This is a genomic window from Lentzea rhizosphaerae (genome assembly GCF_042649515.1).
Lineage (GTDB): Bacteria > Actinomycetota > Actinomycetes > Mycobacteriales > Pseudonocardiaceae > Lentzea > Lentzea aerocolonigenes.
This window is the reverse complement of sequence record NZ_JBHRZI010000036.1, coordinates 62,864-85,790: the sequence shown is the minus strand read 5'-3', so window position 1 is coordinate 85,790 and position 22,927 is coordinate 62,864. Positions and strand designations below refer to the sequence as shown.

The following is a 22,927-nucleotide window of genomic DNA, read 5'->3' as shown; positions in this document are numbered from 1 at the left end:
CCAGCACGCGCGGCGACGGGGTGACCGACGTGCAGTTCAAGGAGTTGGGAAGCAGGCTGCCCAGATCGCCGGCGTCCCGGGCCACGCCACTAGGTTCCGCGGACGGTCAACGACTTCTCGCGGTCGTGCTGCCACTCCACCAGCAGCGCGCTCGCGTCGTCCTGCAGGCGGCCGCTCTGGTGGTCGAGCACGGTGCGCATCAACCGCCGCAACGTCTCGGGCGCCGAGCAGCCGTCGGCCTCGCGGCGGATCACGAAGTCCGCGAACCGCTTCAGGCCGAACTGGCGGCCGCGGCGGTCCCGCGCCTCGACGATGCCGTCTGTGTAGAAGAGCAGTCGGTCGCCGGGTTCGAGTTGCTCGCGGCACAGCACCGGCGTCGCGGGCAGGCGGAAGCCCATCGGCGGTGACGGTGTGCACGAGAGCTGGCGGACCCACCTGCCCTGGCGGATCAGCAGCGGTGGCGGATGGCCCCGGTTGACCCAGCTGAGCACACCGGTGCGGTAGTTCAGGTCCGCCAGCACGCCGGTCGCGAACCTCAGGCCGCCGAACTGCTCGCCGATCACCTCGTCCACCGCGATGCTCGTGTCGACCAGGCCCACGCCGCGGCGGCGGTGGTTGCGGCACGCGCCGGTCGCGAGCGCGACGGTCAGGCCGGCCGACTGGTCGTGGCCCATGGCGTCGAACATCGACAGGTGCACGACGTCACCGGTGATCGCGTAGTCCACGGCGTCGCCGCCGATCTCGTACGCCGGTTCCAGGACGGCGGTGAGCACCAGGTTGTTCGTGGCGAACGTGAGCGGCGGCATCAGCGGCCACACGACTTCGGAGGCGACGGTCATCGGCCGGGTGCGCACGAGCCGCTGGTAGGTGTCGCTGTGCGGTCGTTTGCTCACCAGCATCAGGCCCACCAGCGAGGCCAACGCCTTCAGCCGGTCCACAGTGGACCGGGAGTCGTCGGGGGCGACGGCACCGAGCACGCCGAGGCGTTCCGTCCCGTCCAGCAACGGGATCCAGAAGTGGCGGCCGCCCTCGCACGCGGTCGTGATCAGGGCGACGTCCCGGAAGGCCCTCCCCGCGAGGCTCGCGTCCACGGGAAACCTGCGCACACCACCGGGATCGAGCGTGACGAGGGACTCCTCGCGCAGGTCGGTCAGCATGATCAGGATCTCGGAGAACCCCGCGGCGGCTGCGCGCTGGCCCACCAGCCCGGGCAGCTGCTCCAAGGTGATGAGGTGGCTGTCCTCGAGCAGGTCGGCGAGCATGACGAACGACGGGTCGTCCGTGGGCGCTCCTCCTCCCGGATCCTTTGTGGACTGACTAGGCAGGCACCTCCTGAAGCGCGTCCAGCACGCACGACTGCACACCCAGCACGTCGACGAGCTCCAGCACCTGCAACGGCCGCAGCACCGCGGCACTGGTCGCGACGACCACGAGTGCGCCGCCCCGCCGCAGGCACAGGTCCTGGTGGTTCAGCAGCAGACCGATGCCATCCGCGCCGAGGAACCTCAGGCCCGTCAGGTCCACCACGACCGGGGGGGAGGGACGACCGAGCGCACCGCGGCGCCCAGGCGGTCCGACAACTCGGCCGCCGTCGCGCAGTCGAGCTCGCCGGCGACCTGCACCACGACGGCGGCCCCCACGGTCTCGCTGGTGGCGTGGAAGGGGACTTCACCGTCGGTGAGCACGCGGCAACCTCCTGATGGACGGCACGACCGTCACACGGAGGGCTGGCTGCTCAACCCGGTCCGACCGTAGCGCAGTCCACGTGAGCGCGCCGACCGCCGGGCACGGGGAGAACTGCCCGGTCACCAGGTTCGCTCGGATGGCCCACCGCAAGCGCGCGTAGCATCGGTCGCCGTGACCGGTTTCTTCCACGAGACCGCCTTCTACGGCGCGGACGACGAGTTCCTCGCGCTCGTCGTGCCGTTCCTCGAAGGCGGCCTGCGCGCGGGCGAACCCACCGTGGTCGCGTGTGCCGAGGAGAACACCGCTCTGCTGCGAGGTGCGCTCGGCGACACCTCGATCATGTACCTGCCGGGCGCGGACCAGTACTCACGACCGTCCGAGGCCATCACCACCTACCGCGACCTCTTCCGCGACCACACCGCGGGTGGCGCCACTCAGATGCGCGTCGTCGGCGACGTGCCGCACCCCGGCGTCGGCGTGCGGTGGGACTGGTGGGCCCGCTACGAGGCCGCGGCCAACCAGGCGTACGCCGAGTTCCCGGTGTGGGGCCTGTGCCCGTACGACACGAGGACGACGCCGGCCGAAGTGCTCGCGGACGTGGTGCGCACGCACCCGAACATCGCCTCCCCGTCCGGCACACCCGTGGCGAACCCCGGCTTCGTGGAAGGGCTCCCCCACTCCGCGCAGGTCCCGGACGTGCTGGAACAGGCGTGTCCACTGGTCGAGCTCGTCGACCCGACCGCCGGTGCGGTCCGAGCCGCCGTCAGCGCGGCCATCGGCACGACGAGACTGAGCGAGGACGACACCCACGACCTGGTCTACGCGGCCAGCGAGATCGTCACGAACGGCCTGACGTACGGCGTCGCCCCGATCCGGTTCCGGCTGTGGGCGGACGAGCGGCGCGTGGTCGTGGCGGTGACCGACAGGGGTCCCGGCCCCTCGGACCCGCTGGCGGGCCTGGTGCCGACCACCGCGACCGAGTCGGCGGGGCTCGGGTTGTGGATCCTGCACCGCACGTGCGACTACGTGTCGATGGGCCGCGACGCGGAGGGGTTCACCGTGCGGGCCAGCGTCGGCGGCCAGACGTAGGGCAGGTCGGCCGGCACGTCAGGGAAGAACCGGCGGTAGTGCTCCGGGTCCTTGCGCACCAGCGCCGACTGGTGACTGCGGTGCAGCGCCTCGTCCCCCAGCCAGTCCGGCAGCTCCCCCGCGACGGCCAGCTCCTCCTGAGTCCGCACCACCACGACCTGCTTCGCACGCGCCAGGTCGGACCGCATGGTCGCCTCGCACGTGTCCTGGAACCCCAGCTCCCGCCACACCGCGCAGATCTCCGCGCCGTACCGCACGAGCGCTTCCTCGTGACCGGTCCACATCCGCACCGCCGGGTGGTGGCGCCAGCCGTGACCCGGCACCACCAGCGCCCGCTGGATCTGCAGCGTCTCGACCCGTTGCTTGCCGAGGCGCCGCCGGTCCAGCACTCGGGCGGTGGCGGCGAAGTCCGGGTACGGCAGGAACGTCTGCACGGATCAGAGCACGTACTTCGCGGCCTGCGCGGCCTGCGCCCTGTCGACGTGCACCTCGTACCGCCGCGCCTGCAGGGTCATCACGCTCGAGAAGTCCCGCCGCCCACGCGTGCTCCAGTGCGCGACGAACCCGAAGACCGCGCCCCAGAACGCACCGATCACGAGACTGATCAACAGCATCCACACCCAGGCGGCACCGGCGGTGAAGAGCCCGAACAGCAGTCCGATGAAGACACCGAACCAGGCTCCGCTCGCCGCACCGGCCGCGGCGGCCCTGCCCCTGGTCATGCGGCCGGTCACCTGCTCGACGGTGCGCACGCCCTCGCCGACGATCCGCACGCTCTCCACCGGGAAGCCGTCGTCGGACATCCGGTCGACGAGCCGCTGGGCGTCGGCGTAGTCGGGGAAGCTGGCCAGCACGCTCGACTCGGTGGCGGCCGGCGCGGTCACGTTCTGTTCGATTTCCACACCGGACGGCTACCCGCGCGCGCGACGCGCAAACAGCGTCCCGATCACCAGGAGCACCGCACCCGAGGCGAGAAACGCCAGGTCATAGGCCAGTTGACCAGGACCTGGACGGACGTGGTGGATGCCGAGGATCTGGTGATCGACCAGCCCCTCGACGAGGTTGAACACGCCCCACCCCGCGAGGATCCCGCCGAGCAGCACCCGCTCGGGCAACGGCGCCCGCCGGTTCAGCAGCGCCACCCCCACCAGCACGATGACCAGGCACAACAGGTGGAACAGCCCGTCGCCGATCATCATCAACTCCATGTCCTCACGCGGATACCAGCCGGAAAGCATGTGGTGCCAGCCGAGCAGCTGGTGCGCCACGATCCCGTCCAGGAACCCTCCGATCCCCACTCCGAGCACCACTGCCGCGAGCATCACCCGGTCACCGTCCTCACCAGCAGGAAAAGGTTCAACGCGGAGATCACCGATGCCGCCACCGCACCGGCCGTCGTGACCCCGCGCCGGTTCGCCGACGCGCCCATCACGTCCCGGCGCCTGGCCAGCAGCACCATCGGCACGAGCGCGAACGGGATCCCGAACGACAGCACGACCTGGCTCAGCACCAGCGCTTTCGTCGGGTCGACGCCGAGCCCGAGCACGACCAGCGCGGGCGCCATCGTGACCGCGCGCCGCAGCCACAACGGGATCCGGCGGCGCAGGAACCCCTCCATCACGACCTGGCCGGAGTAGGTGCCGACGCTGGACGCGGCGAGCCCCGACGCGAGCAGCGCCAGCGCGAACGCCAGCGCCGCACCCGGTCCCAGCAGCGAACCGAGCCCGGAGTGCATGTCCTCCAACGACTCCCGCGGCGCCCCCGCCTGGTGGAACGCACCGGCCGCGACCACGAGCATGCTCACGTTCACCATCCCGGCGACCCCGAGGGCGACCACGATGTCCGTGCGGCTCGCCCGCAGCACCCCGCGGACGTCACCCGGCCGGTGGTGGCGCTGGGTCAGCGCCGAGTGCAGGTAGATCACGTGCGGCATGACCGTGGCGCCGAGCATGCCGGTGGCGAGCAGCACGCTGTCGACCCCGGCGAACCCCGGCACCAGCCCCGCCGCCGCTCCGGTCAGCGGGCCGAGGTGCAGGGTCTGGTAGAGGAAACCGCCGAGCACGATCGCGAGCAGGCCGATGATCACCGACTCGAACCGGCGCCGCCGCAACGGCGCCAGCGCGAGGATGCCGAACGACACCACGGCGGTGATGCCGGCCGCCGGCAGCAGCGGCACGCCGAACAGCAGGTTCAGCGCCACCGCCGCGCCGACGAACTCCGCCAGGTCGGTGGCCATCGCCACCAGCTCCGCCTGCACCCACAGCAGGCCGGTGACCGGACGCGGGTAGTGCTCGCGGCAGAGCTCCGGCAGGTTGCGGCCGGTCACGATGCCCAGCTTCGCGGACTGGTACTGGACGAACATCGCCAGCAGGCTCGCGCTGACGATCACCCACAACAACAGGTATCCGTGCGTCGCGCCGCCCGCCATGTTCGTCGCGAAGTTGCCGGGGTCGACGTACGCGACCGCGACGACGAACGCGGGTCCCATGACGACGGCGGCCGACCGGACGCGAGCTGGCACCGTGATGCCGACCATCAGAGCCCCCTCCTCACGTGAGCTTGCGGATCGCCTTCTCGATGAGGCCGAGGTTCGCCGGGCTGGTGGCGTAGAGCAGCGGATCGGGCTTCGGCGCGGACGCCTTGTCCCCCAACGGTTCCGGGTTCATGTTGTAGGAGAACTCGTGCACGCCGTCCGGTGCGGTGCCCGACGCCCAGCCGCCCTCGGCGCCTGCCGGCCCGTCGGAGTTGTGCCAGATCGCGCTCGCGTGCTCGGCGTACTCCTCGTCGAACAGCGCGCTCGGTGAGATCGGGCCCTCGAGACCGTCCTCCTGCAACTCCTCGATCGCGGCGAGCCACATGTTCTGGTGCAGGGTGTCCCTGGCGAGGTTGAACTTCAGCATGTCGCGCACACCGCTGTCTTCGGTCATGTTGTAGAGCCGCGCGGTCTGCAGCCTGCCCTGCGCCTCCGCCGCCACGTTCGCGCGGAAGTCGGCCATGAGGTTGCCGCTGGCGACGATGTACCGGCCGTTCCAGGGCACGCCGTTCGAGTCCGACAGCGTGGGCCCGCCGCCGCTGACGATCGCCTGCTGCGGGTCCATGCCGCCGATCACCGCCGCCACCACGGGGTCGTCCGCCACCGCCTGCGCGGTCGTCTCGGCGGGCGCGTTCTCGAGCAACCGCGCCACCATCGTCGCGATCATCTCGACGTGGCCGATCTCCTCGGTCGCCACGTCCATGATCAGGTCCTTGTACTTGCCCTCCATCCGGCAGTTCCAGCCCTGCATGAGGTACTGCATGGTCACGGTCATCTCGCCGTACGCGCCGCCGATCAGCTCCTGGAGCTTGCGCGCGTAGTGCGCGTCCGGGCGATCGGGCCTCGCCTCGAACTGCAACCTGCTGGTGTGCAGGAACATCTCGCCTCCCTTGCTCGGGGTTCACGGCGAAGTTAGGGAGCCGCTGTGACGCGCTCGGCTCGGTGTCACCACCCGCACGACACGGCCGCGTCACCGCAGCTGGTCAGGACGGAGCAATTTCGTCGACGAGATGTGTGAGCGCGCAACCACCGGGCACTCGGCCGCCATGACGCGGGTGCACATCCAGCTGCTGGGCGGTTTCCGGTTGGACCTCGACCACTCTCCGGCCCACGTGGTGCCCGGCGCGCGCAGGCTTCTCGCCCTGCTGGCGTTGCGCGACTCCCCGGTGCCGCGCCAGGTGGCGGCCACGCTGCTGTGGCCGGACGCGACGGCGCGACGGGCGTCCGCGTGCCTGCGGTCGTCGTTGTGGCGGCTGGCGAAACCGTCCACACCGCTGGTCGTGGCGACCGAGGACGCCCTGGTGCTGGGCGAGGACGTCGAGGTCGACTTCCGGCGTGCGTGCGCGTTCGCCGCGGCACCGGGGGCACGACCGGAGGCCGTCGGGATGCTCAAGGCCGACCTGCTGCCGGGGTGGTGGCAGCCGTGGGTGCAGGCCGAGCGCGACTGGTGGTGGCAGGCCAGGTTGCGGGCACTGGAGACCCTCAGCGACCGGTTCCGGTCGTGCGGAGATCACCACCACGCGCACCAGGCCGCGCTCGCCGCCGTGCAGACGGACCCGTTGCGGGAGAGCGCCCACCGCACGCTCGTCGAGCTGCACCTGGCCGACGGCAATCCCGCACAGGCCGTGCGGCAGTACCAGAGCTACCGCAGGCAGCTGCGCGCGGAGCTCGGCCTCGAACCGTCGGCGCACATTCACGAGCTCGTGCGACCTTTGCTGCGTTGATGTTCGAAGTGCGGCCGTTCGGGCTACTCACCCGGCATGGACCACAGCAAGGCACCGGTGCTGGAAGCGTTGCAGCAGTTCCGCGAGCGCGGCTACGTGCCGTTCACCCCGCCGGGACACCGCCAGGGCAAGGGCGTCGACCCCAGGGTGCTGGACGTGCTCGGCAAGCAGGTGTTCGAGGCCGACGTGCTCGCGCTCAACGGCCTGGACGACCGGTTGATGCACGGTGGCGTGATCGAGCACGCCCAGGAGCTCATGGCGCACGCCGTCCACGCCGAGAAGGCGTTCTTCTCCACGTGCGGCAGCTCGTTGTCGGTCAAGAGCGCCATGCTGTCCGTGGCGGGACCGCACGAGAAGCTGATCGTGCCGCGGCACGCGCACAAGTCCGTGGTGTCCGGGCTGATCCTGAGCGGCGTCTGTCCTGTGTGGATCAGTCCGAACTGGGACGCGGAACGGCACCTCGCGCACCCGCCGGGCGCGGACCGGGTGCGTGAGCTGTTCGAGGCCGAGCCGGAGGCCAAGGGCATGCTGCTGGTCACGCCGACCGACTACGGCACGTGCGGTGACATCGCCGAGATCGCCGAGGTGTGCCACTCGTTCGGCAAACCGTTGATCGTGGACGAGGCGTGGGGCGCGCACCTGCCGTTCCACGACGACCTGCCGCCGTGGGGCATGGACGCGGGTGCCGACGTGGTCGTGACGAGCGTGCACAAGTCCGGTGCCGCGGTCGAGCAGAGCTCGGTGTTCCACCTGCAGGGCGACCTGGTCGACGCGAACGTGCTCAAGGCCAGGGAAGATCTGCTCGGCACGACCAGCCCGACCTCGCTCGTCTACGCCACCCTCGACGGCTGGCGCCGGCAGATGGTGCAGCACGGCGAACTGCTGCTGACCGCCGCGCTCGCACTCGCCGGGTCCACCCGTGCCGCCATCGACGAACTGCCGGGACTGCACGTCATGGAGTTCGGCGACCTCGTGCACTCGTACGACCCGTTGAAGATGGTCATCGACGTGTCGGGACTCGACATCAGCGGCTACCAGGCCACGGACTGGTTGCGCGAACACCAGCGCGTCACGCTCGGGCTGTCGGATCACCGGCGGGTCGTCGCCCACTTCACCCACGCCGACGACCACCGCACGGCGCAGATCCTCGTCGACGCGTTGCGCGCGCTCACCGAGGCCGATCTGCCCACCCCGAAGCCCGTCGACCTGCCCACGCCGGACGAGCTCCAGCTGGAGACGGCGATGCTGCCGCGCGACGCGTTCTTCGCGGAGGTCGAGCAGGTGCCGGCCGAGCGGGCGGCCGGGCGGATCGCGGCGGAGATGATCACGCCGTACCCGCCGGGCGCGCCCGCGATCCTGCCCGGCGAGGTGATCACCGACGAGGTGCTGGACTACGTGCGCAGCGGGCTCGCCGCCGGCATGCAGCTGCCGGACCCGGCCGACCCGGAGCTGAAGAGCGTGCGGGTCGTCAACTCCCGCGTCCGGTCTTCTCCTGGAGCCGATCGATGAGCTGCGAGGCCTGCACCTTGGTGAGCTCGTCCGGCACCTCCTCGCCCGCTTCCTGGGCGAGGGTGTGCAGGTACGACTCCTGCGGACCGGTCATCGGCTCGTCACCGGTCGTCCAGTCCTGCGGGTCCTTCTCCGGCGTGCGGTTCACGACCGCCCCCTTTCACTCGAACACGCGTTCGAGATACCCCGGACAGTGGCGGCTCAATCAGCCTTTCAGCACGACGTCACCCGGCGTGGACGGGCCCGGCACGGCCAGCGGCCGCCGCACGCGGGACATCAGGCGGTGCGCCACCGTCAGCAACGTCCGCGCCTCCATCCGCTCGTGGTAGGCCAGGTGCTCGTCCGCGGCCTCGACACAGGCCACGACCTGCGGCGACACCCCGGCGTCCGCGTTCGCGCAGGCGGCCAGCGCCTCGGTCAACCCCTTGCGGGCCTCGTCGGAATCGACGTTGGCCAGTGCGGTGCACACAGCGTTGTCCAGCTTCTCCAACGCGGTCACGCGCAGCTGCTGCAACGACATGTCGTCGAGTTCGGTCGTCACGGTCATCGCCTGCCTTCACAGCCGGAATCCTTGCGCCGACTGCTTGACGCACCGCGCCCGAGTACCCGGTTCGCGAGCCCTCAAACCAGGACTTCACCCCGCGCGGCTACCGTGGCGGGATGCGTGCGACCTGGCGCGAGAAGAACGCGCGGCAGTGGATCTCCGACCTGTCCGACCGGATCGGCGTGACGGGGTGGGCGGCGCTGGCCGTCACGCCCGCGCTCGCCGCCGAGGTGGACCAGCACGGCGCGGCGGTGCGCGACATCCTGCTGCTCGGCGTCGAGGGCGCCGGCACGGTGGGCGCCGTCGTGCTGCTGGCCGCGTACGGGCGTGGGCTGCTCGACCACGCGCTCGAGTCGGAGTGGACCCACACGTCATGGCTCGGCGTCAGGCTGATGGCGATCTGTCAGCTGGCGCACCTGCACGACGTGAAGCCGTTGACCGACGACGTGCACGCGCTTCCCGAGCTCACGTAGAAACGAGGCGCACCCAGGTGGATGCGCCTCGTCGTGAACGAACCGTCAGCGGTCTTCCGGCCTCCGCGCGCCGAGCACCGGGTCCTCGACCGGCACCTGCCGCTGCGTCGTCGCGACCGGGTCGGCCTGCGGGATGGACGCGGTCTCCGCACCGGTCCGCACGGCGTCCTCACGACCGCGCTGGTACGCCTCGGCCTGCGCCTGGGCCTGCGGCAGCTCCGCCTCCGCGCGCCCCAGCCAGCCCTCCCACCGCTGCTGCATCGGCCGGATCAGGCCACCGCCCACGCCAACGACCAGGATGCCGCCCGCGGTGGCGAGCACCGCGATCAGCACCGGCGTGGTCACCGTGGTGGCGACACCGATCTGGTTCAGCGCCGCGATGATGCCGAGCGCCCAGATGAAGATCGACGCGATGTTGGCGAGCACCCGCCCGTAGGACAGCCCGCCGAGCGCGCCGCCGATGAAGTCCTTGGCAGCGTTGGCGATCGCGCCAGCGACCACGACGATGATGATCGCGACCGCGGCCTTGGGCAGCCACGCCACGATGCCGGTCAGCAGCTCCGAGACGGGGTTGGGACCCCAGACGCCGAACGCGATCTGCAGCGTGATCAGCAGCAGCGCGTAGTAGACCAGCTTCGCGAGCAGGTCAGAGGCGTCGTACTTGCTGCGCGACAACATCTGCCGCATGCCGCCGCGCTCCACGAGCCGGTCGAACCCGACCCGTTCGAGCACCTTGTCCACCAGCTTGGAAACGGCCTTGGCGACGAACCAGCCGATCAGGAGGATCAGCAGGAAGGCCGCCAGCTTGGGCACGAACGTCGCCACCGCCCGCCAGGCGTCGGTGAGCCCCTGTTCGAAGTCCATGTCGAACTCCCTTCGCGCGGGCGCCCGACCGGGCCACCCGCACCAGGCAATACCCGGTGCGGGGACCGTTCACACGGGATCAGGACACCGGCCGCAGCTCGCGATCGCTCGCCACGAGGTGTTCCCAGGTCCTGCCGCGCTGACTCGGCGGCGCGGACCCGTCCGCGGTGCACACCGGGTACACCAGGCCGAAGGGAACCGGCTGATCGAACTCGTCACCGGTACGAACGTCGACCAGACGACGCAGGTGGGCCATCACAACCACTCCTCACGACCGAAGCGGTGCCGCACACGTCCGGACGGTCACCCGGACGCGGGACCTGGGGTTTGGGATCACCGAATACCCCGTGATCAGCGCGAACATGCGCTTGTCCGTTGCGACATAAGGGTGAACCGATCGTCCACAGTGGACTAACGCACCGAGGTCGAGCGGCTGCCGTGCGGTGAGGGTGATCATGCGCGGCCGTGGATAGCGCGCGGTGGCCGGAATCCCGGACCACAAAAGGATCCGCCCGAGCCACGCGCACGGCGCGGCTCGGGCGAACACGTCACTTGTAACGCGGATGCGTGGTGTGCCACTCGAAGCCGCCGCCCATCCAGGCCTTGGTGCCCTTCAGGAACCGGTGCAGCTCCACCGACGGCACGGAAAGCAACTCCCTGTGCCCCGCCTCGAAGTCGCGCACCATCTGGTTGTGCAGCTCCACTGTCCGTTCGGTGGCCTCGGCGATCGAGCACCCCCGGTCGGCCGCGATCTGCAACACCATGTTGCACACCGGCTTCTCGTCGGCGGCGTCCTTCTCCACCGACACCAGGTCGTTCACGATCACCGACGCCGTGCCCGCCGACGTCAGCAGCTGACGCACCCGCGGGTCGTAGTACAACGGCGCCGGCAGCTCGTAGCCGCCGACCGCGTCGATCAGCGTCATCGACGTGTAGAAGGTGTCGTGCTGCCGCGTCGCCAGGTACTGCCACGCCGGTGGGTAGTTGCCGGTGTGCCGCCAGGCCGCGTAGGCGCTCCACGACACGAACATCGCGAACGTCGAGTAGCAGACCCGTTGCACCACGGTCGGTGTGCTGCGTGCCGTCAGGTGCGCGATGCCCGACCGCAGGCCGACGAGCACCGGGTCGGCCGCGATCGTCTCCTCCAGCTCGTCGGTGAACTCGGCCGCGGGCGCGACCGGGTCCATCGCGGCCATCGCCAGCGCGAGCCGCGGTGGCAGCTCGGCAGGGACCGCGCCCATCTCGGTGCTGTCGGCGTACAGGTCGTCGGCGGCCCACCACGCCGCGTTCAGCCTCGCCGCGATCAGCAGCTGGTCCACGTCGTCGGTGTCGGTGTGGGTGAGCACCGCGAGCCGGCCGAACATCCCGCCCAGGAACCGTTCCGGCTCCTCGAAACCGCACTCCCCCGCCCACGCGATGAGCCGCTCGTCGACGGCGGCGGCCAGCAGGGCGTCCTCGCGTTCGACCACCGGCACGTACAACGGCGGTGCCGTGCCGTCACCCCACGGGCGTTCCGCGTAGCCGGCTTCCGGCGGCAGCTCGACGGCCTCGGGCCGCCCGAGCCGGGCAGCCGAAGTGCCCAGCCCGGACGGCCCGTTGAGGAGGTCCCTCATCAGACGCGGTCCGCCGCGATCAGCAGGTAGTGGAAGCTGCCCTCCTTGTACGCGGCGAGGAACGGGTCCTCGATGCCGGTCGCGACCGACGACTTCGCGCGCAGCTCCCAGTACGGGATCGTGTCCGGCGTGAGGTCGACGACGCTGATGGGCACGAAACCGTTGTCCGCCAACGCCTTGAAGTACTCGCTGCGCGGATGGATGTTGCAGATGTAGTGCTGGTCGATCTGGCTGACCGCACGGGAGCGGCCACCCGTCAGGTCGTTGTAGCAACCGGTGATGCAGACGTACCGGCCGCCGGGCGCGATGAGCCTCGCGAACTCGCCGTACAGCTGCTGGAGGTCCACGTACATCGTGGTCTCGTTGGTCCAGATGCCGTTGAACGCCCCGGTCTCGAAGCCGGTGTCGAGCATGTTCTTGAAGTGGAACCGGACCTGGTCCGAGACACCGCGCTCGGACGCCTGCGCGTTGGCGAACGCGACCTGCTGCTCGGAGATGCTGACGCCGTCGACCTGGCACCCGAAGCGGCCGTTGGCCATGAAGCTCGTGCCACCGCGGCCGGAGCCGCCGTCCATCAGCCTGCCGCCGAACGGGACGTCACCGAACGCGTCGAGCAGCACCTCGGCCTGCGCGGTCTCCAGCCGGTGCATCTCCGCGATGATCGCGTCGTCGCCCATTTCCAGCACGGCCGGGTCGTACGCACCGAGCCCGTAGTGGTGGTGGTAGAGCCCGTCCACCTCACCGAGCTTGATGTTGACCGGGTCCTTCTCCTTGTTCCAGTAGTCCGCGACGGAACGCTGGTAGTCGGTGCGCAGAACCGGCTTCACAGTGGGGCTCGCCATGATCCTGTGGTGCTCCTGTTCGTTGGAACGCTCACTGCCGAACAGCAATCGACCTTTGCAGCCTTTGGCCCAACCGGCGATCCGCCGTTCAGGGTTGGTTCGGTCACGAACGGGTGCGGCGGATCTTGCATCTGCGTGGCCCTCTTCACCCGCGCAACCCGTGCGATACCCCACTTTCGCGGGTTCTCCGCGTCCAACCGGATGACACGAAGGGCAGGATTCCACGCCACCGGGGAAGAAATCCGGCACGAGCGCCGAGGTCGCGCGCGGGCCCACTCAGCTCGCAACCGGCCCAATCGGCTCACACGATTCAGAGCCGTGAGCTGCCCCGAGAACTGTCCGAACAGGCAAAGAGTCGTCATTGAAAAGCATTTCAGGATTCCCTATTTCAAGAATGTGAATGTTTGACACATATGCAACCCTCGACTACAAAGAAACAGCCCCCGCCCTGCCGAAGAGGGTTGTCGAATGACACGACCATCCACACCCCTGCTCACCCTGCTCTTAATCGGTTCGCTGGCCGTACCGGTGACGACGGCGACCGCTGCACCTGCACTGACGGGCCTGGACGTCTCGTCAGGCAATCGACGTTCCCCTGTTTCCGGCCTCTACGACTGGTCGAAAGCGGGGTATCGCGGCAATGGCGTGCTGCCCGGAAACAATGAGCTGAACCCGGACGCGGACTGCCAGATCACGTCAACGGAACTCGCGTCGCAGTTCAACGTCCGCCCGAATGACACCGCCGACGACTCGGCCGGACTCCAGGCCGCGATCGACTCCATCAGGACGAACTGTTCGCCCACCGCGAGCTATTCGAAGCTCAGCCTCATCACGCTGCCCGCCGGTGAGCTGAAGGTGTCGAAAGAGCTCCACGTGGACGCCGACCACCTGATCATCAGGGGTGCCGGCGCGACCGCCACGAAGATCGTCTACACGCCCGACGCGAACACCCGCTACGACGCGCTCACGCCGGACGGATCGGACTGGGACGAGGACGGGATGACCTTCGGGCAGGGCAAGGGCGGCTGGCTGTGGCCGGGCCGCGGCCTGTTCCGGGTCCAGTCCCGCGGTGTGCACACGGCCTACGCGAGCGACTACGCGGCGGCGCCGGAGAACCGCAAGGACATCTTCGAGGGCACGGTGAACGTGCACTGGAAGGCGGGCGCGAAGGTCAAGACGGCCGCCAAGGCCGGCGACAGGGTCGTCCAGGTCCAGTCCACGACGAACATCAAGGCCGGCATGCTCGTCAACGTCCGTGCCGCGAACTCGGTCAAGTTCTACGAGCAGCAGTTCGCCACCGGCACGCCGCACCCGTTGCTGAACATGCACATGCGCCAGCAGATCTTCACCGTCGCCTCTGTCTCGGGCAGCGCGGTGACGCTCGACAAACCACTGGAGTTCGACGTCCCCGTCAACTCCACCTCGGACGGCTCACCGGCGATTGACGGGGCGACCTACGACTCCAAGGTGTCGCCGCTGGTGGACCCGGTCCTCGGCGTCGGGTTCGAGAACTTCGGCTTCACGCAGGCGATGCCGGACCTGAACCCCGCCGAGGCCGTCAACAACTACGGCAACATGGCGCCGGCCGACGAGATGCACGGCATCGTGTTCAAGTGGGCGGCGAACTCGTGGGTGCGCGGCATCCGCGCGGAGATGACGGGATCGCATCCGATCGTCACCGAGGAGGCCAAGAACCTCCAGATCGTGGACAACTACCTCGACGGTTCGTGGAACAAGGGCAAGGGCGGCAACGGTTACTTCCGCGGCTCGCGCGTGTGGGACTCGCTCTACGCGGGCAACACCTCCCGCAACCTGCGGCACTTCACGTTCCAGTGGTCCGCGTCGGGCAACGTCGTGATCGGCAACGACTTCGACTCCGACCTGAACCTGCACGGCGGGTGGGAGCGCAACAACCTGTTCGAGAACAACACTGTCCGCGTCTCCTACGCGCACCGCTCCGGCAACTGCCGTGCGAACTGCGGTGAGGAGGGCGGCGGCGGTCCCGACGACTCGAACTGGTTCCCGATCTGGTGGGGCGCGGGCAAGAAGGCCGTGAAGTGGTCGGGTGCCACCGGGCCGCGCAATGTCTTCTTCAACAACGAGATGGCCAAGCAGCTGGCCACCGACGGCGCCTACCAGCCGTACTACAACGACCGGCAGCGGATCTACCAGTTCGGTTGGAACGGCAGCGCGTACAGGCATCTTGACATCGGCGGCACTCCGATCGCGGACTGGGCGAAGAACGAGCAGCGCGACTACTCCGGCGGTCACGGCGTCGACGCCACGAAGACCGACGCGGCGAAGTCGTTGTTCCTCAAGAACCTGCCAGGCTCCGAGCCTCCGCCGGCCGAGGGAACCGTGACGACCGCGGAGGAGCTGAAAGCCGCGCTGGCCAACGCGAAACCCGGTGAGACGATCACGCTCGCGCCCGGCACCTACCGCGGTTCGTTCGTCACCACGAAGGCCGGCACCGCGAGCGCACCGATCACGCTCACCGGCCCGTCGACCGCGGTGCTGATCAACGACGGCCCGTCCGGCGAGGCACCGTCCTGCCCGGCACCGACCGCCGGGTGGGACTCGGGCTACGGCCTGTGGCTGTTCAACGCGCCGTACTGGAACCTCAAGGGGTTCAGCGTCACGGAGTCCAAGAAGGGCATCGTGCTGGACAACTCCCACCACGTCACGATCGACGGCGTGAAGGTCTCCAAGACCGAAGAGGAGGGTGTCCACTTCCGTCGCTCGTCCGCGGACGGCGTGATCAAGAACTCCACGATCACGGACGCGGGCCTGGTGCAGAAGGGGTACGGCGAGGGCGTCTACATCGGATCGGCGAACTCGAACTGGGCCTGCCACGGCAACTCCGGCGGCGTCGACAGGTCCGACCGCGTGCAGGTGCTGGGCAACAGGATCGGTCCCGGCATCGCCGCGGAACCGATCGACGTCAAGGAGGGCACGCACAACGGCCTGATCTCCGGCAACACCTTCGACGGCCGCGGCATCTCCGGTCAGAACTCCGCCGACTCGTGGATCGACGTCAAGGGCATCGGCTATCGCATCGAGAACAACACCGGCACCTTCGCCACGCCGGGTGTGTTCGCGAACGGTTACGAGACGCACAACCCGAGCACGACGCCGTCGTTCGCCAACGGTTGCGGAAACGTGTGGCGGGGCAACACCTCCGACCTCGGCGGCGTCGGCGAGTACGCCGTCAAGATCACGTCCACGTCGAAGTGCTCGGCCGACCCGAACGTCGTCCACGCCTCGAACACGGTCACCCGTGCCAGGAAAGGTCTGACGAACGTCCCGGTCACCCCGTGACAGCGGGGGTTGCAGGGTCCCGATCGGTGTACGGCGGCGTCGCCGATCGGGATCCCTGGCGCAGTGCGCGCACCTCGTCCCGCAGCGCCCGGACCTCCTGCAGCAGCAGGTCGTCGTGCGTCGCGGCACGGGGTGCGGGCACCTGCTGCACGTCCGACTCCATCGCGCTGCAGACCACCGCGATGAACAGGTTGAGCATGGTGAACGTGCCGACCAGCAGGTAGCAGAGGAAGAAGATCCACGCGAACGGCTGGTGCACCATCAGGTCGCGCATGACGTCCGACCAGCCGTCGCCCGTGGTGATCTGGAACAGGGTCAGCAGCGTCGAGCCCAGGTCGGCGAACCGCGGGTCCCCGGAGTCGCCGAAGAGGTTGCTCGCGATCACGCCGCCGACGTAGAGCAGGAGCACCAGCAGGCCGGTCAGCGAGATCAGGCCGGGCACCGACTTCACCAGCGCGGTGACCACCCGGCGCATGCTCGGCACCATCGCCACGAGCCGCAGCGCCCGCAGGATCCTCATGGACCGCAACACCGACAGCGGACCGGCGGCCGGCAGCAACGCCACCGCGACGATCACGAAGTCGAAGATGTTCCACGGGTCGCGGAAGAACCTCCAGCCGAACGCGTACAGCCGCGCGGCCAGCTCGCCGACGAAGATCGCGAGCGCCAGGTGGTCGATCGTGCTGAGCAGATCGCCGTTCTGCGCCACGATCGACGGCGACGTCTCGGCTCCGAGCGTGATCGCGTTGACGACGATCACACAGATGATCATCCACTGGAACCGCGTGCTCTCGACTACCTCACCGATGCGGGCGCGCAACGTCATGCCGGACAACTCCTTGCCGTGGGGACAAGGGCCTTATCGGCCGGACGTGAGCCCGAGCTGATCACCCGGTCGTGTTGATCAGTTCCAGTCGGCTCGCGGTGCGGGCCAGGTCGAGCGCCTCGCCCCCGACGATCTCGGCCAGCGGGTGGTCGCTCACCAGGGTCAGCCGGACGTCGGCGTCGACGAGGACGTCCACGACGTTCGCGAACCGTTGCTGCGCCTCGCGATCGCACGTCTCGAGCCGCGGCACGGCGGTGATCACCCAGTCGTCGAAGCGGTCCGCGAGCACGAGGTAGTCCTGGGTCGACGTCGGTTTCTCGCACAGGTCGCCGAAGTCGAACCAGATCCGTTTCCCGGCCGTGCCGAGCGCGGTGACGTCACGGCCGTTGACGTTCAGGACGACGGATGTCGCCGGAAGGTCCGCGTGCGTGCGGATCTCGCCGGTCTCGAACCGCGACCGCGGCCGTCCGCGCAGGTGCCGGTAGTCCGTGGCGCCTTGCAGCTCCACGACGTCCATGAGCTCCTTCACCAGCGCGATGCCGGGCAGGAAGTGGTCGTGGTAGAGCGGGTTCGGCAGCAGTCCGTCGGGCGGGTAGTTGGACGTGGCGATGATCATCACCTTGCGGTCTTGGAGCGCCTCCAAGAGCCGGGTCATGAGCATCGCGTCACCGACGTCGTGCAGGTGGAACTCGTCGAACGCGAGCACCTGGCTGCGTCCGATCAGCTCGTCCACGGCCTTCCTGACCGCGCCGCGCTCGTGCAGCCGTTCGGAGATCCGTGCGTGCAGCTCGCGGAAGAAGGAGTGGAAGTGCACGCGCCGTTTCTTGCGCACGGGCAACACGTCGAAGAACGCGTCCGCGAGGAAGCTCTTGCCCCGGCCGACCGGCCCGTGCAGGTAGACGCCCCTGCGCCGCTCCCCCAGCGCGGCCAGCCGGTCAACGGCCGCGAGCTGTGCGTCGTCCAGGTCATATCCGCTGCTCAACACTCGTGCGAGCAGGCTGGCGTGAAGATCCACAGTTACCCCCGGCGCCCAGCTTACAAAGATCGCCTGCCCGTGAACGGCCTACGATCAGGAGTGTGAGCAACGTCGAAGCCGAGCCCGCCGAACTGACGTGCACCTCCGCCCCCGGCGGCGTCGAGGTCCTGGGCCCGCGGGACGTGCCGCTGGGCGGTCCGCGTGCGATGTCGGTGCGCAGGACGTTGCCGCAAAAACAACGGTCGCTCATCGGCGCGTGGTGCTTCTGCGACCACTACGGCCCGGACGAGGTCCGCATGGACGTGGCGCCGCATCCCCACACGGGCCTGCAAACGGTCAGTTGGCTCTTCACCGGCGAGATCGAGCACCGCGACAGCCTCGGCGTGCACGCGTTCGTACGTCCCGGCGAGCTGAACCTGATGACCGGCGGCCGCGGCATCGCGCACTCCGAGGTCTCGACCGCGTCGTCCACCGTGCTCCACGGCGTGCAGCTCTGGCTCGCCCTGCCGGACGCCCACCGCGACGCCCCGCGCAACTTCCAGCACTACGCCCCGCCGACGGTGACTCTCGACGGCGCGGAGATCCGGGTCTTCCTCGGTTCGCTGGCCGGTTCGGCCTCCCCTGTCACGACCTTCAGTCCGTTGCTGGGCGCCGAGATCATCCTCTCCGCGGGCGCGACGATCGAGCTCGACGTGGCGACGGCGTTCGAACACGGCGTCCTGCTCGACACCGGTGACGTGACCGTCGAAGGCACCACACTGTCCCCCGGCGACCTCGGCTACACCGGCACCGGCCGCGCGACGCTGACGCTCTCAACCGTCGGCGGCGCAAGGGTTGTGCTGCTGGGCGGCGAGCCGTTCGGCGAGGAGATCGTGATGTGGTGGAACTTCGTGGGCCGCACGCACGACGAGATCGTCGCGTACCGGGACGAGTGGCAGGCGGAGACCGACAGGTTCGGCCGCGTGCAGGGCTACGGCGGCGCACGTCTGCCCGCGCCGCCGCTCCCCGGTGGCCGTCTCCGCCCGCGCGGCAACCCGGTCTGACTCGTCAGAGCATCGGCACCTGCGTCCGGTAGCGACCGAGGTACCGCTCGTTCGCGGCGTCCCCACCGGGCAGGTTGGCGCTCTGCCAGAGCGGGACGGTGACGTCGTTCGCCGCGGCCAGCGTCGTCAGGCGGACGAGCAGCAGGTTCCACAGGAACGCCGAGCAGAGCGTGGACAGCGCCCCGGTGGTGCCGCTCGGCGTGGAGACCACGGCGTCCCCGGCCGGGATCCCGGTGTCCAGCACCAGATCGGCCAGGTCGCCGAGCTTGGCGAACGACCGCGCAGGAGCTTTGTCCATGTGGGGCCGGGACGAGACGGCGACGACGAAGGCACCCCGTCGCTTGAGCTCGTCGGCGATCTCCACGGGGAAGGCGTTGACGCCGGAGTTGGAGAAGATGATTCCCACGTCACCGGGTTGCACCTGAGCCTGCGCCACCAGCGTCGCGGCCAGTCCGGGCACCCGTTCCAGCTGCGTGCTGGCCTCGGCCCCGTGCAGCGGCAGCAAACCGGGGTGGAACAACGGCCGCACGCACGCCAGCCCGCCGGCGCGGTAGAAGGTCTCGAGCACCGCGGCCAGGCTGTGCCCCGCGGCCGCCGCGTGCACCAGCCGGTCGGCACGCACGACGTCGAGGATCCGCCCGGCCACCACGTCGAGAGCGGCGGCGTTGCGGTCCTCGACCAGCCGCAGGTGCTCGCGCATCGCGGCACCGAAGTCGTGGAGAAAGTCCATGAGCAGCTCCTCACAGCAGACGGTCGACCTCCATGGTCTAGACCAAACTGTCGTGCTTGACCAGCCTCAATTCTGTGAACGATCCCGTTTTCCTGATCACCGGCGCCTCCCGCGGCATCGGAGCCGCCACCGCACCCTCACCGACCTCGCCGCGCAACCGGGCGGACCGGACCGCGCGTTGCCGACCTCCCGCGACGTCACCGACCGGGACCAACTCAACGGGCTCGTCACCCAGGTCCTGAACACGCAGGCCGCGGCGTCCGTCGGGCAACCTCTGCTCCGCGACGAAGTGGGCGGTCACGGGCCTGACCCAGTCGATCCCGCCGACATCGCCTGCGTGATCCTCGACGCGGTCAGCCAGCCGCCGACGGTGGACGTCAACGAGATCCTCATCCGTCCGGTGGTCCAGGGCGCCTATCGCTGACCGCCCAACGCATCACTTTCAGTGCCGAATTGACTACAGAAAGCCCATTTGCCCTCTACTCCGAATGGAGTGACGAGCAGTCCCGCCGATTGCCCTTCCAGGCCGTCCCCAGGCCGCTCAAGACCAACTTCGCCGAGGACGAACCCGCAGGTCAGACGCAATAGTGACGCACGTCTCACCCCGCCTGCCTCCTGGTTGTCAAAAGTCATACTTCGGGACCATTGAAAATCACGTTCCGATCGCTTTTCCTGAGCGAGGCATCCACGGAGGTTGCCGTGCGTCTTAGGGGGCATGACGAACGTGACACGAGTGGGCGCCGAGTCCGTCTTCGCCTTCATCGCTCCGTCCGGGCGCCCCATGCCCGTCGAGGTCGAGCTGGGCTACCGCGCCGACGACCCGCACGCCGTGACCATGACGTTCCGCATGGGACGCCAGGAGACGGTGTGGCTCGTGAGCCGCGACCTGCTCGCCGACGGCCTGATCACCACCAGCGGCGCCGGCGACGTGCGACTGCGCCCCCACAACTCCACGACCGCCGTCCTCGAGCTGCGGTCGGACGTCTCGCAGGCGGTCTTCCACGTGCGCTCCTCGGAGCTGCAGGAGTTCCTCAACTCCACCTACGACGTGGTCGCCCCGGGACACGAGAACGACCACTTCGACTTCGAAGCCGAGATGCGCAAGCTCCTCGACTAGGCACCACATCTTCACCCGAACGAGCCCGTACCATGGAGTAATTCCAAGCCATAGCTTGAATTGCGTGACGACGACGAACTCCACCGCCTACAGCCGCGACCTCGGTGACGAGCTGCGCCGCCTGAGGCAACGCTTCACCGGCCTGCGCGGCCGAGCCATGGCCATCCAGCTCGGCTGGGACCCCAGCAAGGTCAGCAACATCGAGCACGGCAAGATCAGGGCCAGCGCCGTCGACCTGGCCCAGTACCTCACGGTGTGCGGCAAGGACGTCGACTTCTTCGAGGACTTCCTCAACCGCTACCGCAACGCCTTCGACGCGTACCTGGTCCAGGACCCGGACAACCAGCGCACGCTCGCCATGACCGAGGCGGCGGCCACCAAGATCACGGCCTACGACGTGATCTCGATCCACCCCCTCCTGCACACCCCGGCCTACGCCCGCGCCCTCCAAGCGGCCACGTCCCACACCCTCCAGGACCCGGTGGAAACCCTCGACCGCCAAACGGTCATGCGCCGCCCCACCCACCCCGAGTGCACGTTCTACGTCCACGAACTGGCCCTGCGAATCCGCCTGGGCGACACCCGAGTGATGCAGGACCAGTACGAACGCCTCCTGGCCGAGTCGAACATCGTCCGCATCATCCCGGCAGAAGCCACCTCGTCGGCCCTGCACCCGAAGTGCACGCTCTACGAGTTCGAGAACGCCGCCCCACTCGTCTACGCGGAATCCGACGTGGCCAAGGTGTTCGCCCAGGACGACACGGCCGTGACGAGGTGCCGAACCCTCTTCGACCACCTCGAAACCGTGGCCCTGAACGAACACCAGACCCGCCGCACCCTCACCCAGCACGTGCAGGCCCTGGGCGCCCCGGTCCGCGCCCTGACCAGGACTCAGTAGCCGTAGATCAGATCAAAGGCCAACTGCGGGTCGAACTTCCCGGCATCCACTCCAGGCGCCTTCCCACACCGCCCGTCGGAGTCCCCAGGAACCTTGACCCACAACAACATCTCCGCACCCCCACCGGTACGAGCAGGCGTGCCCAACTTCCGCCCACCGGGATTGCACCACTCCCCGTTGTGCCCGTTGCCATTACGACTCGTATCAATCACGTACGGCTTGGTGAAGCCGGAGAAGCTACCGTTCACCGCGTTGCCGTACGCCGTAGAGACGGCCGTGGTGTGGTAGTTCGACACGTTGATCGAAAAGCCGCGAACGTTGCGCACGCCCGCCGCGTCGAGCCTGCCGGCCATGGTGTCAGCCGGTACCCACTGAGCATTTCCAGCGTCGAGGTAGGCCCACGTGTTGGGCGCCTTGGCCTTGAACTGCTCGGTGGCGTACTTGATCATCGCCGTGCGCTCGGCGATCTTGGCACTGTCCATGCAGTTGAAGTCCGCGAGCGAGTCCGGCTCAATGACGACAACCGCCGGACGGCTACCGATGCCAGCCGCGAACGCAGAGATCCAGGCGCGGTAGGCCGCCGGGGTACCTGCGCCACCACCGGAGTGGCCGCCACACGCGTCCCGGCCGGGGATGTTGTAGGCCACCAGGACGGGCAGCTTCGTGCCGGTCTTGTTCACGTAGCCCGACACCGAGGTCTTGATGTCACCACTCCAGTTGCCGAACCAGCGTGCGATCGGCTTGGTGGAGATGTTCGCCTTGATGGCAGCCTGACGCCCATCCCCAGCATGCTCACGCACCCACACAGCAGGGTTGGAGTCAGGATCAACATAGAACCCGTCAGTCATACCAACGGGACTGGCAGCCTGAGCAGCCGGTGCAGCAACCACAACGGCGAGCAGGGCCAACGCAAGTACTCGAATCATGCAGACACACAAGCAGACCCCGCCTAAGAGCCGGTAAGTCACGCCGAGCCCGTCCTCAGCGTGGAGTTCCGGTGGGTTGGTCCCGTCACGAGTCGTGCCACAGCGCTTGTCGCGCCCCTAACGAACCCCAGACTGAAGCGGCAACAACGGAGCCACCACCCGCGAAAACGCCCCACTGCGAACAGTCCCGTCCCCCGGTCCAAGAAACGGCGCCGC

At 68.8% G+C, this 22,927-nt stretch carries 27 protein-coding genes; 9 read left to right on the top strand and 18 right to left on the bottom strand.

Annotated elements, in window-relative coordinates; all coding sequences use genetic code 11:
• Positions 1-89: 89 nt before the first annotated feature.
• Genes ACFOWZ_RS37970 through ACFOWZ_RS37960 form a run of 3 tightly spaced genes read right to left on the bottom strand, consistent with a single transcriptional unit; the run spans position 90 to position 1,685 of the window.
• Positions 90-1,262, bottom strand: a complete 1,173-nt coding sequence (locus ACFOWZ_RS37970) for a PP2C family protein-serine/threonine phosphatase (protein WP_382378790.1) — start codon at positions 1,260-1,262, stop codon at positions 90-92.
• A 55-nt stretch (positions 1,263-1,317) separates the two neighbouring features.
• Positions 1,318-1,527, bottom strand: coding sequence for an STAS domain-containing protein (locus ACFOWZ_RS37965; RefSeq protein ID WP_382378789.1), 210 nt, complete (start codon positions 1,525-1,527; stop codon positions 1,318-1,320).
• A complete protein-coding gene (locus ACFOWZ_RS37960; protein ID WP_382378788.1) occupies positions 1,515-1,685 on the bottom strand; it encodes a hypothetical protein in 171 nt (56 codons plus the stop codon). Before ACFOWZ_RS37960 ends, ACFOWZ_RS37965 begins: the two co-directional genes overlap by 13 nt.
• 172 nt (positions 1,686-1,857) lie before the next feature.
• On the opposite strand from ACFOWZ_RS37960, the gene ACFOWZ_RS37955 reads away from it, so the two are divergent.
• Positions 1,858-2,775 (top strand): anti-sigma factor RsbA family regulatory protein, encoded by a 918-nt coding sequence (locus ACFOWZ_RS37955; protein WP_382378787.1) that lies wholly within the window; start codon positions 1,858-1,860, stop codon positions 2,773-2,775.
• Here the strand turns inward: ACFOWZ_RS37955 and ACFOWZ_RS37950 are convergent.
• The 5 genes from ACFOWZ_RS37950 to ACFOWZ_RS37930 are packed head-to-tail and all read right to left on the bottom strand — an operon-like array spanning position 2,709 to position 6,188.
• Entirely contained in the window at positions 2,709-3,209 is a 501-nt protein-coding gene (locus ACFOWZ_RS37950; protein WP_382378785.1) for an MSMEG_6728 family protein, read from the bottom strand. The two genes, ACFOWZ_RS37955 and ACFOWZ_RS37950, sit on opposite strands and share 67 nt — an antisense overlap.
• A 3-nt stretch (positions 3,210-3,212) precedes the next feature.
• Positions 3,213-3,677: a general stress protein gene (locus ACFOWZ_RS37945; RefSeq protein WP_382378784.1), complete on the bottom strand. Its 465-nt coding sequence runs from the start codon at positions 3,675-3,677 to the stop codon at positions 3,213-3,215.
• A 9-nt stretch (positions 3,678-3,686) separates the two neighbouring features.
• Positions 3,687-4,097, bottom strand: a complete 411-nt coding sequence (locus ACFOWZ_RS37940) for a DUF2243 domain-containing protein (RefSeq protein ID WP_382378783.1) — start codon at positions 4,095-4,097, stop codon at positions 3,687-3,689.
• On the bottom strand, positions 4,097-5,311 hold the full coding sequence (locus tag ACFOWZ_RS37935; protein ID WP_382378782.1) for an Nramp family divalent metal transporter: 1,215 nt from the start codon (positions 5,309-5,311) through the stop codon (positions 4,097-4,099). The genes ACFOWZ_RS37940 and ACFOWZ_RS37935 overlap by 1 nt, the downstream gene beginning before the upstream one ends.
• Positions 5,312-5,324: 13 nt before the next feature.
• Positions 5,325-6,188 carry a manganese catalase family protein gene (locus ACFOWZ_RS37930; RefSeq protein ID WP_382378781.1) on the bottom strand — a complete coding sequence of 288 codons (864 nt, stop codon included), beginning with the start codon at positions 6,186-6,188 and terminating at the stop codon, positions 5,325-5,327.
• Positions 6,189-6,318: 130 nt separating this feature from the next.
• Here ACFOWZ_RS37930 and ACFOWZ_RS37925 point away from each other — a divergent pair, with 130 nt between their 5' ends.
• Positions 6,319-7,032, top strand: coding sequence for an AfsR/SARP family transcriptional regulator (locus ACFOWZ_RS37925; protein ID WP_382378780.1), 714 nt, complete (start codon positions 6,319-6,321; stop codon positions 7,030-7,032).
• 36 nt (positions 7,033-7,068) lie between these two features.
• The gene (locus ACFOWZ_RS37920; RefSeq protein WP_382378779.1) at positions 7,069-8,541 is read left to right on the top strand and encodes an aminotransferase class I/II-fold pyridoxal phosphate-dependent enzyme; all 1,473 of its coding nucleotides are present in this window, start codon (positions 7,069-7,071) and stop codon (positions 8,539-8,541) included.
• On the opposite strand, the gene ACFOWZ_RS37915 is transcribed toward ACFOWZ_RS37920, so the two are convergent.
• Positions 8,501-8,635 carry a DUF3072 domain-containing protein gene (locus tag ACFOWZ_RS37915; protein ID WP_382379028.1) on the bottom strand — a complete coding sequence of 45 codons (135 nt, stop codon included), beginning with the start codon at positions 8,633-8,635 and terminating at the stop codon, positions 8,501-8,503. The genes ACFOWZ_RS37920 and ACFOWZ_RS37915 overlap by 41 nt on opposite strands.
• Before the next feature lie 111 nt (positions 8,636-8,746).
• Positions 8,747-9,088 carry a hypothetical protein gene (locus tag ACFOWZ_RS37910; protein WP_382378778.1) on the bottom strand — a complete coding sequence of 114 codons (342 nt, stop codon included), beginning with the start codon at positions 9,086-9,088 and terminating at the stop codon, positions 8,747-8,749.
• A 113-nt stretch (positions 9,089-9,201) separates the two neighbouring features.
• Here ACFOWZ_RS37910 and ACFOWZ_RS37905 point away from each other — a divergent pair, with 113 nt between their 5' ends.
• Positions 9,202-9,558, top strand: a complete 357-nt coding sequence (locus ACFOWZ_RS37905) for a DUF6401 family natural product biosynthesis protein (protein WP_382378777.1) — start codon at positions 9,202-9,204, stop codon at positions 9,556-9,558.
• Positions 9,559-9,603: 45 nt separating this feature from the next.
• Here ACFOWZ_RS37905 and ACFOWZ_RS37900 read toward each other — a convergent pair whose 3' ends face one another.
• The 4 genes from ACFOWZ_RS37900 to ACFOWZ_RS37885 form a co-directional block, all read right to left on the bottom strand.
• Entirely contained in the window at positions 9,604-10,422 is an 819-nt protein-coding gene (locus tag ACFOWZ_RS37900) for a mechanosensitive ion channel family protein (protein ID WP_382378775.1), read from the bottom strand.
• 79 nt (positions 10,423-10,501) lie between these two features.
• A complete protein-coding gene (locus ACFOWZ_RS37895) occupies positions 10,502-10,678 on the bottom strand; it encodes a hypothetical protein (protein ID WP_167979012.1) in 177 nt (58 codons plus the stop codon).
• Between the two features lie 292 nt (positions 10,679-10,970).
• Positions 10,971-12,035 carry a family 2 encapsulin nanocompartment cargo protein terpene cyclase gene (locus ACFOWZ_RS37890; protein WP_382378773.1) on the bottom strand — a complete coding sequence of 355 codons (1,065 nt, stop codon included), beginning with the start codon at positions 12,033-12,035 and terminating at the stop codon, positions 10,971-10,973.
• Positions 12,035-12,877 carry a geranyl diphosphate 2-C-methyltransferase gene (locus ACFOWZ_RS37885; RefSeq protein ID WP_382378772.1) on the bottom strand — a complete coding sequence of 281 codons (843 nt, stop codon included), beginning with the start codon at positions 12,875-12,877 and terminating at the stop codon, positions 12,035-12,037. Before ACFOWZ_RS37885 ends, ACFOWZ_RS37890 begins: the two co-directional genes overlap by 1 nt.
• Positions 12,878-13,522: 645 nt before the next feature.
• On the opposite strand from ACFOWZ_RS37885, the gene ACFOWZ_RS37880 reads away from it, so the two are divergent.
• Entirely contained in the window at positions 13,523-16,195 is a 2,673-nt protein-coding gene (locus ACFOWZ_RS37880) for a hypothetical protein (protein WP_382378771.1), read from the top strand.
• On the opposite strand, the gene ACFOWZ_RS37875 is transcribed toward ACFOWZ_RS37880, so the two are convergent.
• Together ACFOWZ_RS37875 and zapE are read right to left on the bottom strand one after the other, a co-directional pair.
• Positions 16,185-17,021, bottom strand: coding sequence for an ion transporter (locus tag ACFOWZ_RS37875; protein ID WP_382378770.1), 837 nt, complete (start codon positions 17,019-17,021; stop codon positions 16,185-16,187). The two genes, ACFOWZ_RS37880 and ACFOWZ_RS37875, sit on opposite strands and share 11 nt — an antisense overlap.
• A 61-nt stretch (positions 17,022-17,082) precedes the next feature.
• On the bottom strand, positions 17,083-18,036 hold the full coding sequence (zapE, locus tag ACFOWZ_RS37870; protein ID WP_382378769.1) for a cell division protein ZapE: 954 nt from the start codon (positions 18,034-18,036) through the stop codon (positions 17,083-17,085).
• Between the two features lie 62 nt (positions 18,037-18,098).
• On the opposite strand from zapE, the gene ACFOWZ_RS37865 reads away from it, so the two are divergent.
• A complete protein-coding gene (locus tag ACFOWZ_RS37865) occupies positions 18,099-19,040 on the top strand; it encodes a pirin family protein (RefSeq protein WP_382378768.1) in 942 nt (313 codons plus the stop codon).
• Between the two features lie 4 nt (positions 19,041-19,044).
• On the opposite strand, the gene ACFOWZ_RS37860 is transcribed toward ACFOWZ_RS37865, so the two are convergent.
• Entirely contained in the window at positions 19,045-19,770 is a 726-nt protein-coding gene (locus tag ACFOWZ_RS37860; protein ID WP_382378767.1) for a sugar isomerase domain-containing protein, read from the bottom strand.
• Between ACFOWZ_RS37860 and ACFOWZ_RS37855 the strand changes: the two genes are divergently transcribed.
• The 3 genes from ACFOWZ_RS37855 (at position 19,769) to ACFOWZ_RS37845 (ending at position 21,785) form a co-directional block, all read left to right on the top strand.
• The gene (locus ACFOWZ_RS37855; RefSeq protein WP_382378766.1) at positions 19,769-20,194 is read left to right on the top strand and encodes a hypothetical protein; all 426 of its coding nucleotides are present in this window, start codon (positions 19,769-19,771) and stop codon (positions 20,192-20,194) included. The two genes, ACFOWZ_RS37860 and ACFOWZ_RS37855, sit on opposite strands and share 2 nt — an antisense overlap.
• A gap of 291 nt (positions 20,195-20,485) precedes the next feature.
• Positions 20,486-20,887, top strand: a complete 402-nt coding sequence (locus ACFOWZ_RS37850) for an SsgA family sporulation/cell division regulator (RefSeq protein ID WP_030467299.1) — start codon at positions 20,486-20,488, stop codon at positions 20,885-20,887.
• Between the two features lie 64 nt (positions 20,888-20,951).
• The gene (locus tag ACFOWZ_RS37845) at positions 20,952-21,785 is read left to right on the top strand and encodes a helix-turn-helix domain-containing protein (protein WP_382378765.1); all 834 of its coding nucleotides are present in this window, start codon (positions 20,952-20,954) and stop codon (positions 21,783-21,785) included.
• Here the strand turns inward: ACFOWZ_RS37845 and ACFOWZ_RS37840 are convergent.
• Positions 21,779-22,693, bottom strand: a complete 915-nt coding sequence (locus ACFOWZ_RS37840; protein ID WP_382378764.1) for a glycoside hydrolase family 6 protein — start codon at positions 22,691-22,693, stop codon at positions 21,779-21,781. The genes ACFOWZ_RS37845 and ACFOWZ_RS37840 overlap by 7 nt on opposite strands.
• Positions 22,694-22,927 lie beyond the last annotated feature (234 nt).

Excerpts from the sequence above, each read along its gene's own strand:
- ACFOWZ_RS37970 (WP_382378790.1), bottom strand. The coding sequence starts at position 1,262 with ATGCTCGCCGACCTGCTCGAGGACAGCCACCTCATCACCTTGGAGCAG.
- ACFOWZ_RS37940 (WP_382378783.1), bottom strand. The coding sequence starts at position 4,097 with ATGCTCGCGGCAGTGGTGCTCGGAGTGGGGATCGGAGGGTTCCTGGAC.
- ACFOWZ_RS37935 (WP_382378782.1), bottom strand. The coding sequence starts at position 5,311 with ATGGTCGGCATCACGGTGCCAGCTCGCGTCCGGTCGGCCGCCGTCGTC.
- ACFOWZ_RS37930 (WP_382378781.1), bottom strand. The coding sequence starts at position 6,188 with ATGTTCCTGCACACCAGCAGGTTGCAGTTCGAGGCGAGGCCCGATCGC.
- ACFOWZ_RS37925 (WP_382378780.1), top strand. The coding sequence starts at position 6,319 with ATGTGTGAGCGCGCAACCACCGGGCACTCGGCCGCCATGACGCGGGTG.
- ACFOWZ_RS37920 (WP_382378779.1), top strand. The coding sequence starts at position 7,069 with ATGGACCACAGCAAGGCACCGGTGCTGGAAGCGTTGCAGCAGTTCCGC.
- ACFOWZ_RS37915 (WP_382379028.1), bottom strand. The coding sequence starts at position 8,635 with ATGACCGGTCCGCAGGAGTCGTACCTGCACACCCTCGCCCAGGAAGCG.
- ACFOWZ_RS37910 (WP_382378778.1), bottom strand. The coding sequence starts at position 9,088 with ATGACCGTGACGACCGAACTCGACGACATGTCGTTGCAGCAGCTGCGC.
- ACFOWZ_RS37905 (WP_382378777.1), top strand. The coding sequence starts at position 9,202 with ATGCGTGCGACCTGGCGCGAGAAGAACGCGCGGCAGTGGATCTCCGAC.
- ACFOWZ_RS37900 (WP_382378775.1), bottom strand. The coding sequence starts at position 10,422 with ATGGACTTCGAACAGGGGCTCACCGACGCCTGGCGGGCGGTGGCGACG.
- ACFOWZ_RS37895 (WP_167979012.1), bottom strand. The coding sequence starts at position 10,678 with ATGGCCCACCTGCGTCGTCTGGTCGACGTTCGTACCGGTGACGAGTTC.
- ACFOWZ_RS37890 (WP_382378773.1), bottom strand. The coding sequence starts at position 12,035 with ATGAGGGACCTCCTCAACGGGCCGTCCGGGCTGGGCACTTCGGCTGCC.
- ACFOWZ_RS37885 (WP_382378772.1), bottom strand. The coding sequence starts at position 12,877 with ATGGCGAGCCCCACTGTGAAGCCGGTTCTGCGCACCGACTACCAGCGT.
- ACFOWZ_RS37875 (WP_382378770.1), bottom strand. The coding sequence starts at position 17,021 with ATGACGTTGCGCGCCCGCATCGGTGAGGTAGTCGAGAGCACGCGGTTC.
- ACFOWZ_RS37855 (WP_382378766.1), top strand. The coding sequence starts at position 19,769 with ATGAGCAGCTCCTCACAGCAGACGGTCGACCTCCATGGTCTAGACCAA.
- ACFOWZ_RS37860 (WP_382378767.1), bottom strand. The coding sequence starts at position 19,770 with ATGGACTTTCTCCACGACTTCGGTGCCGCGATGCGCGAGCACCTGCGG.
- ACFOWZ_RS37850 (WP_030467299.1), top strand. The coding sequence starts at position 20,486 with ATGACGAACGTGACACGAGTGGGCGCCGAGTCCGTCTTCGCCTTCATC.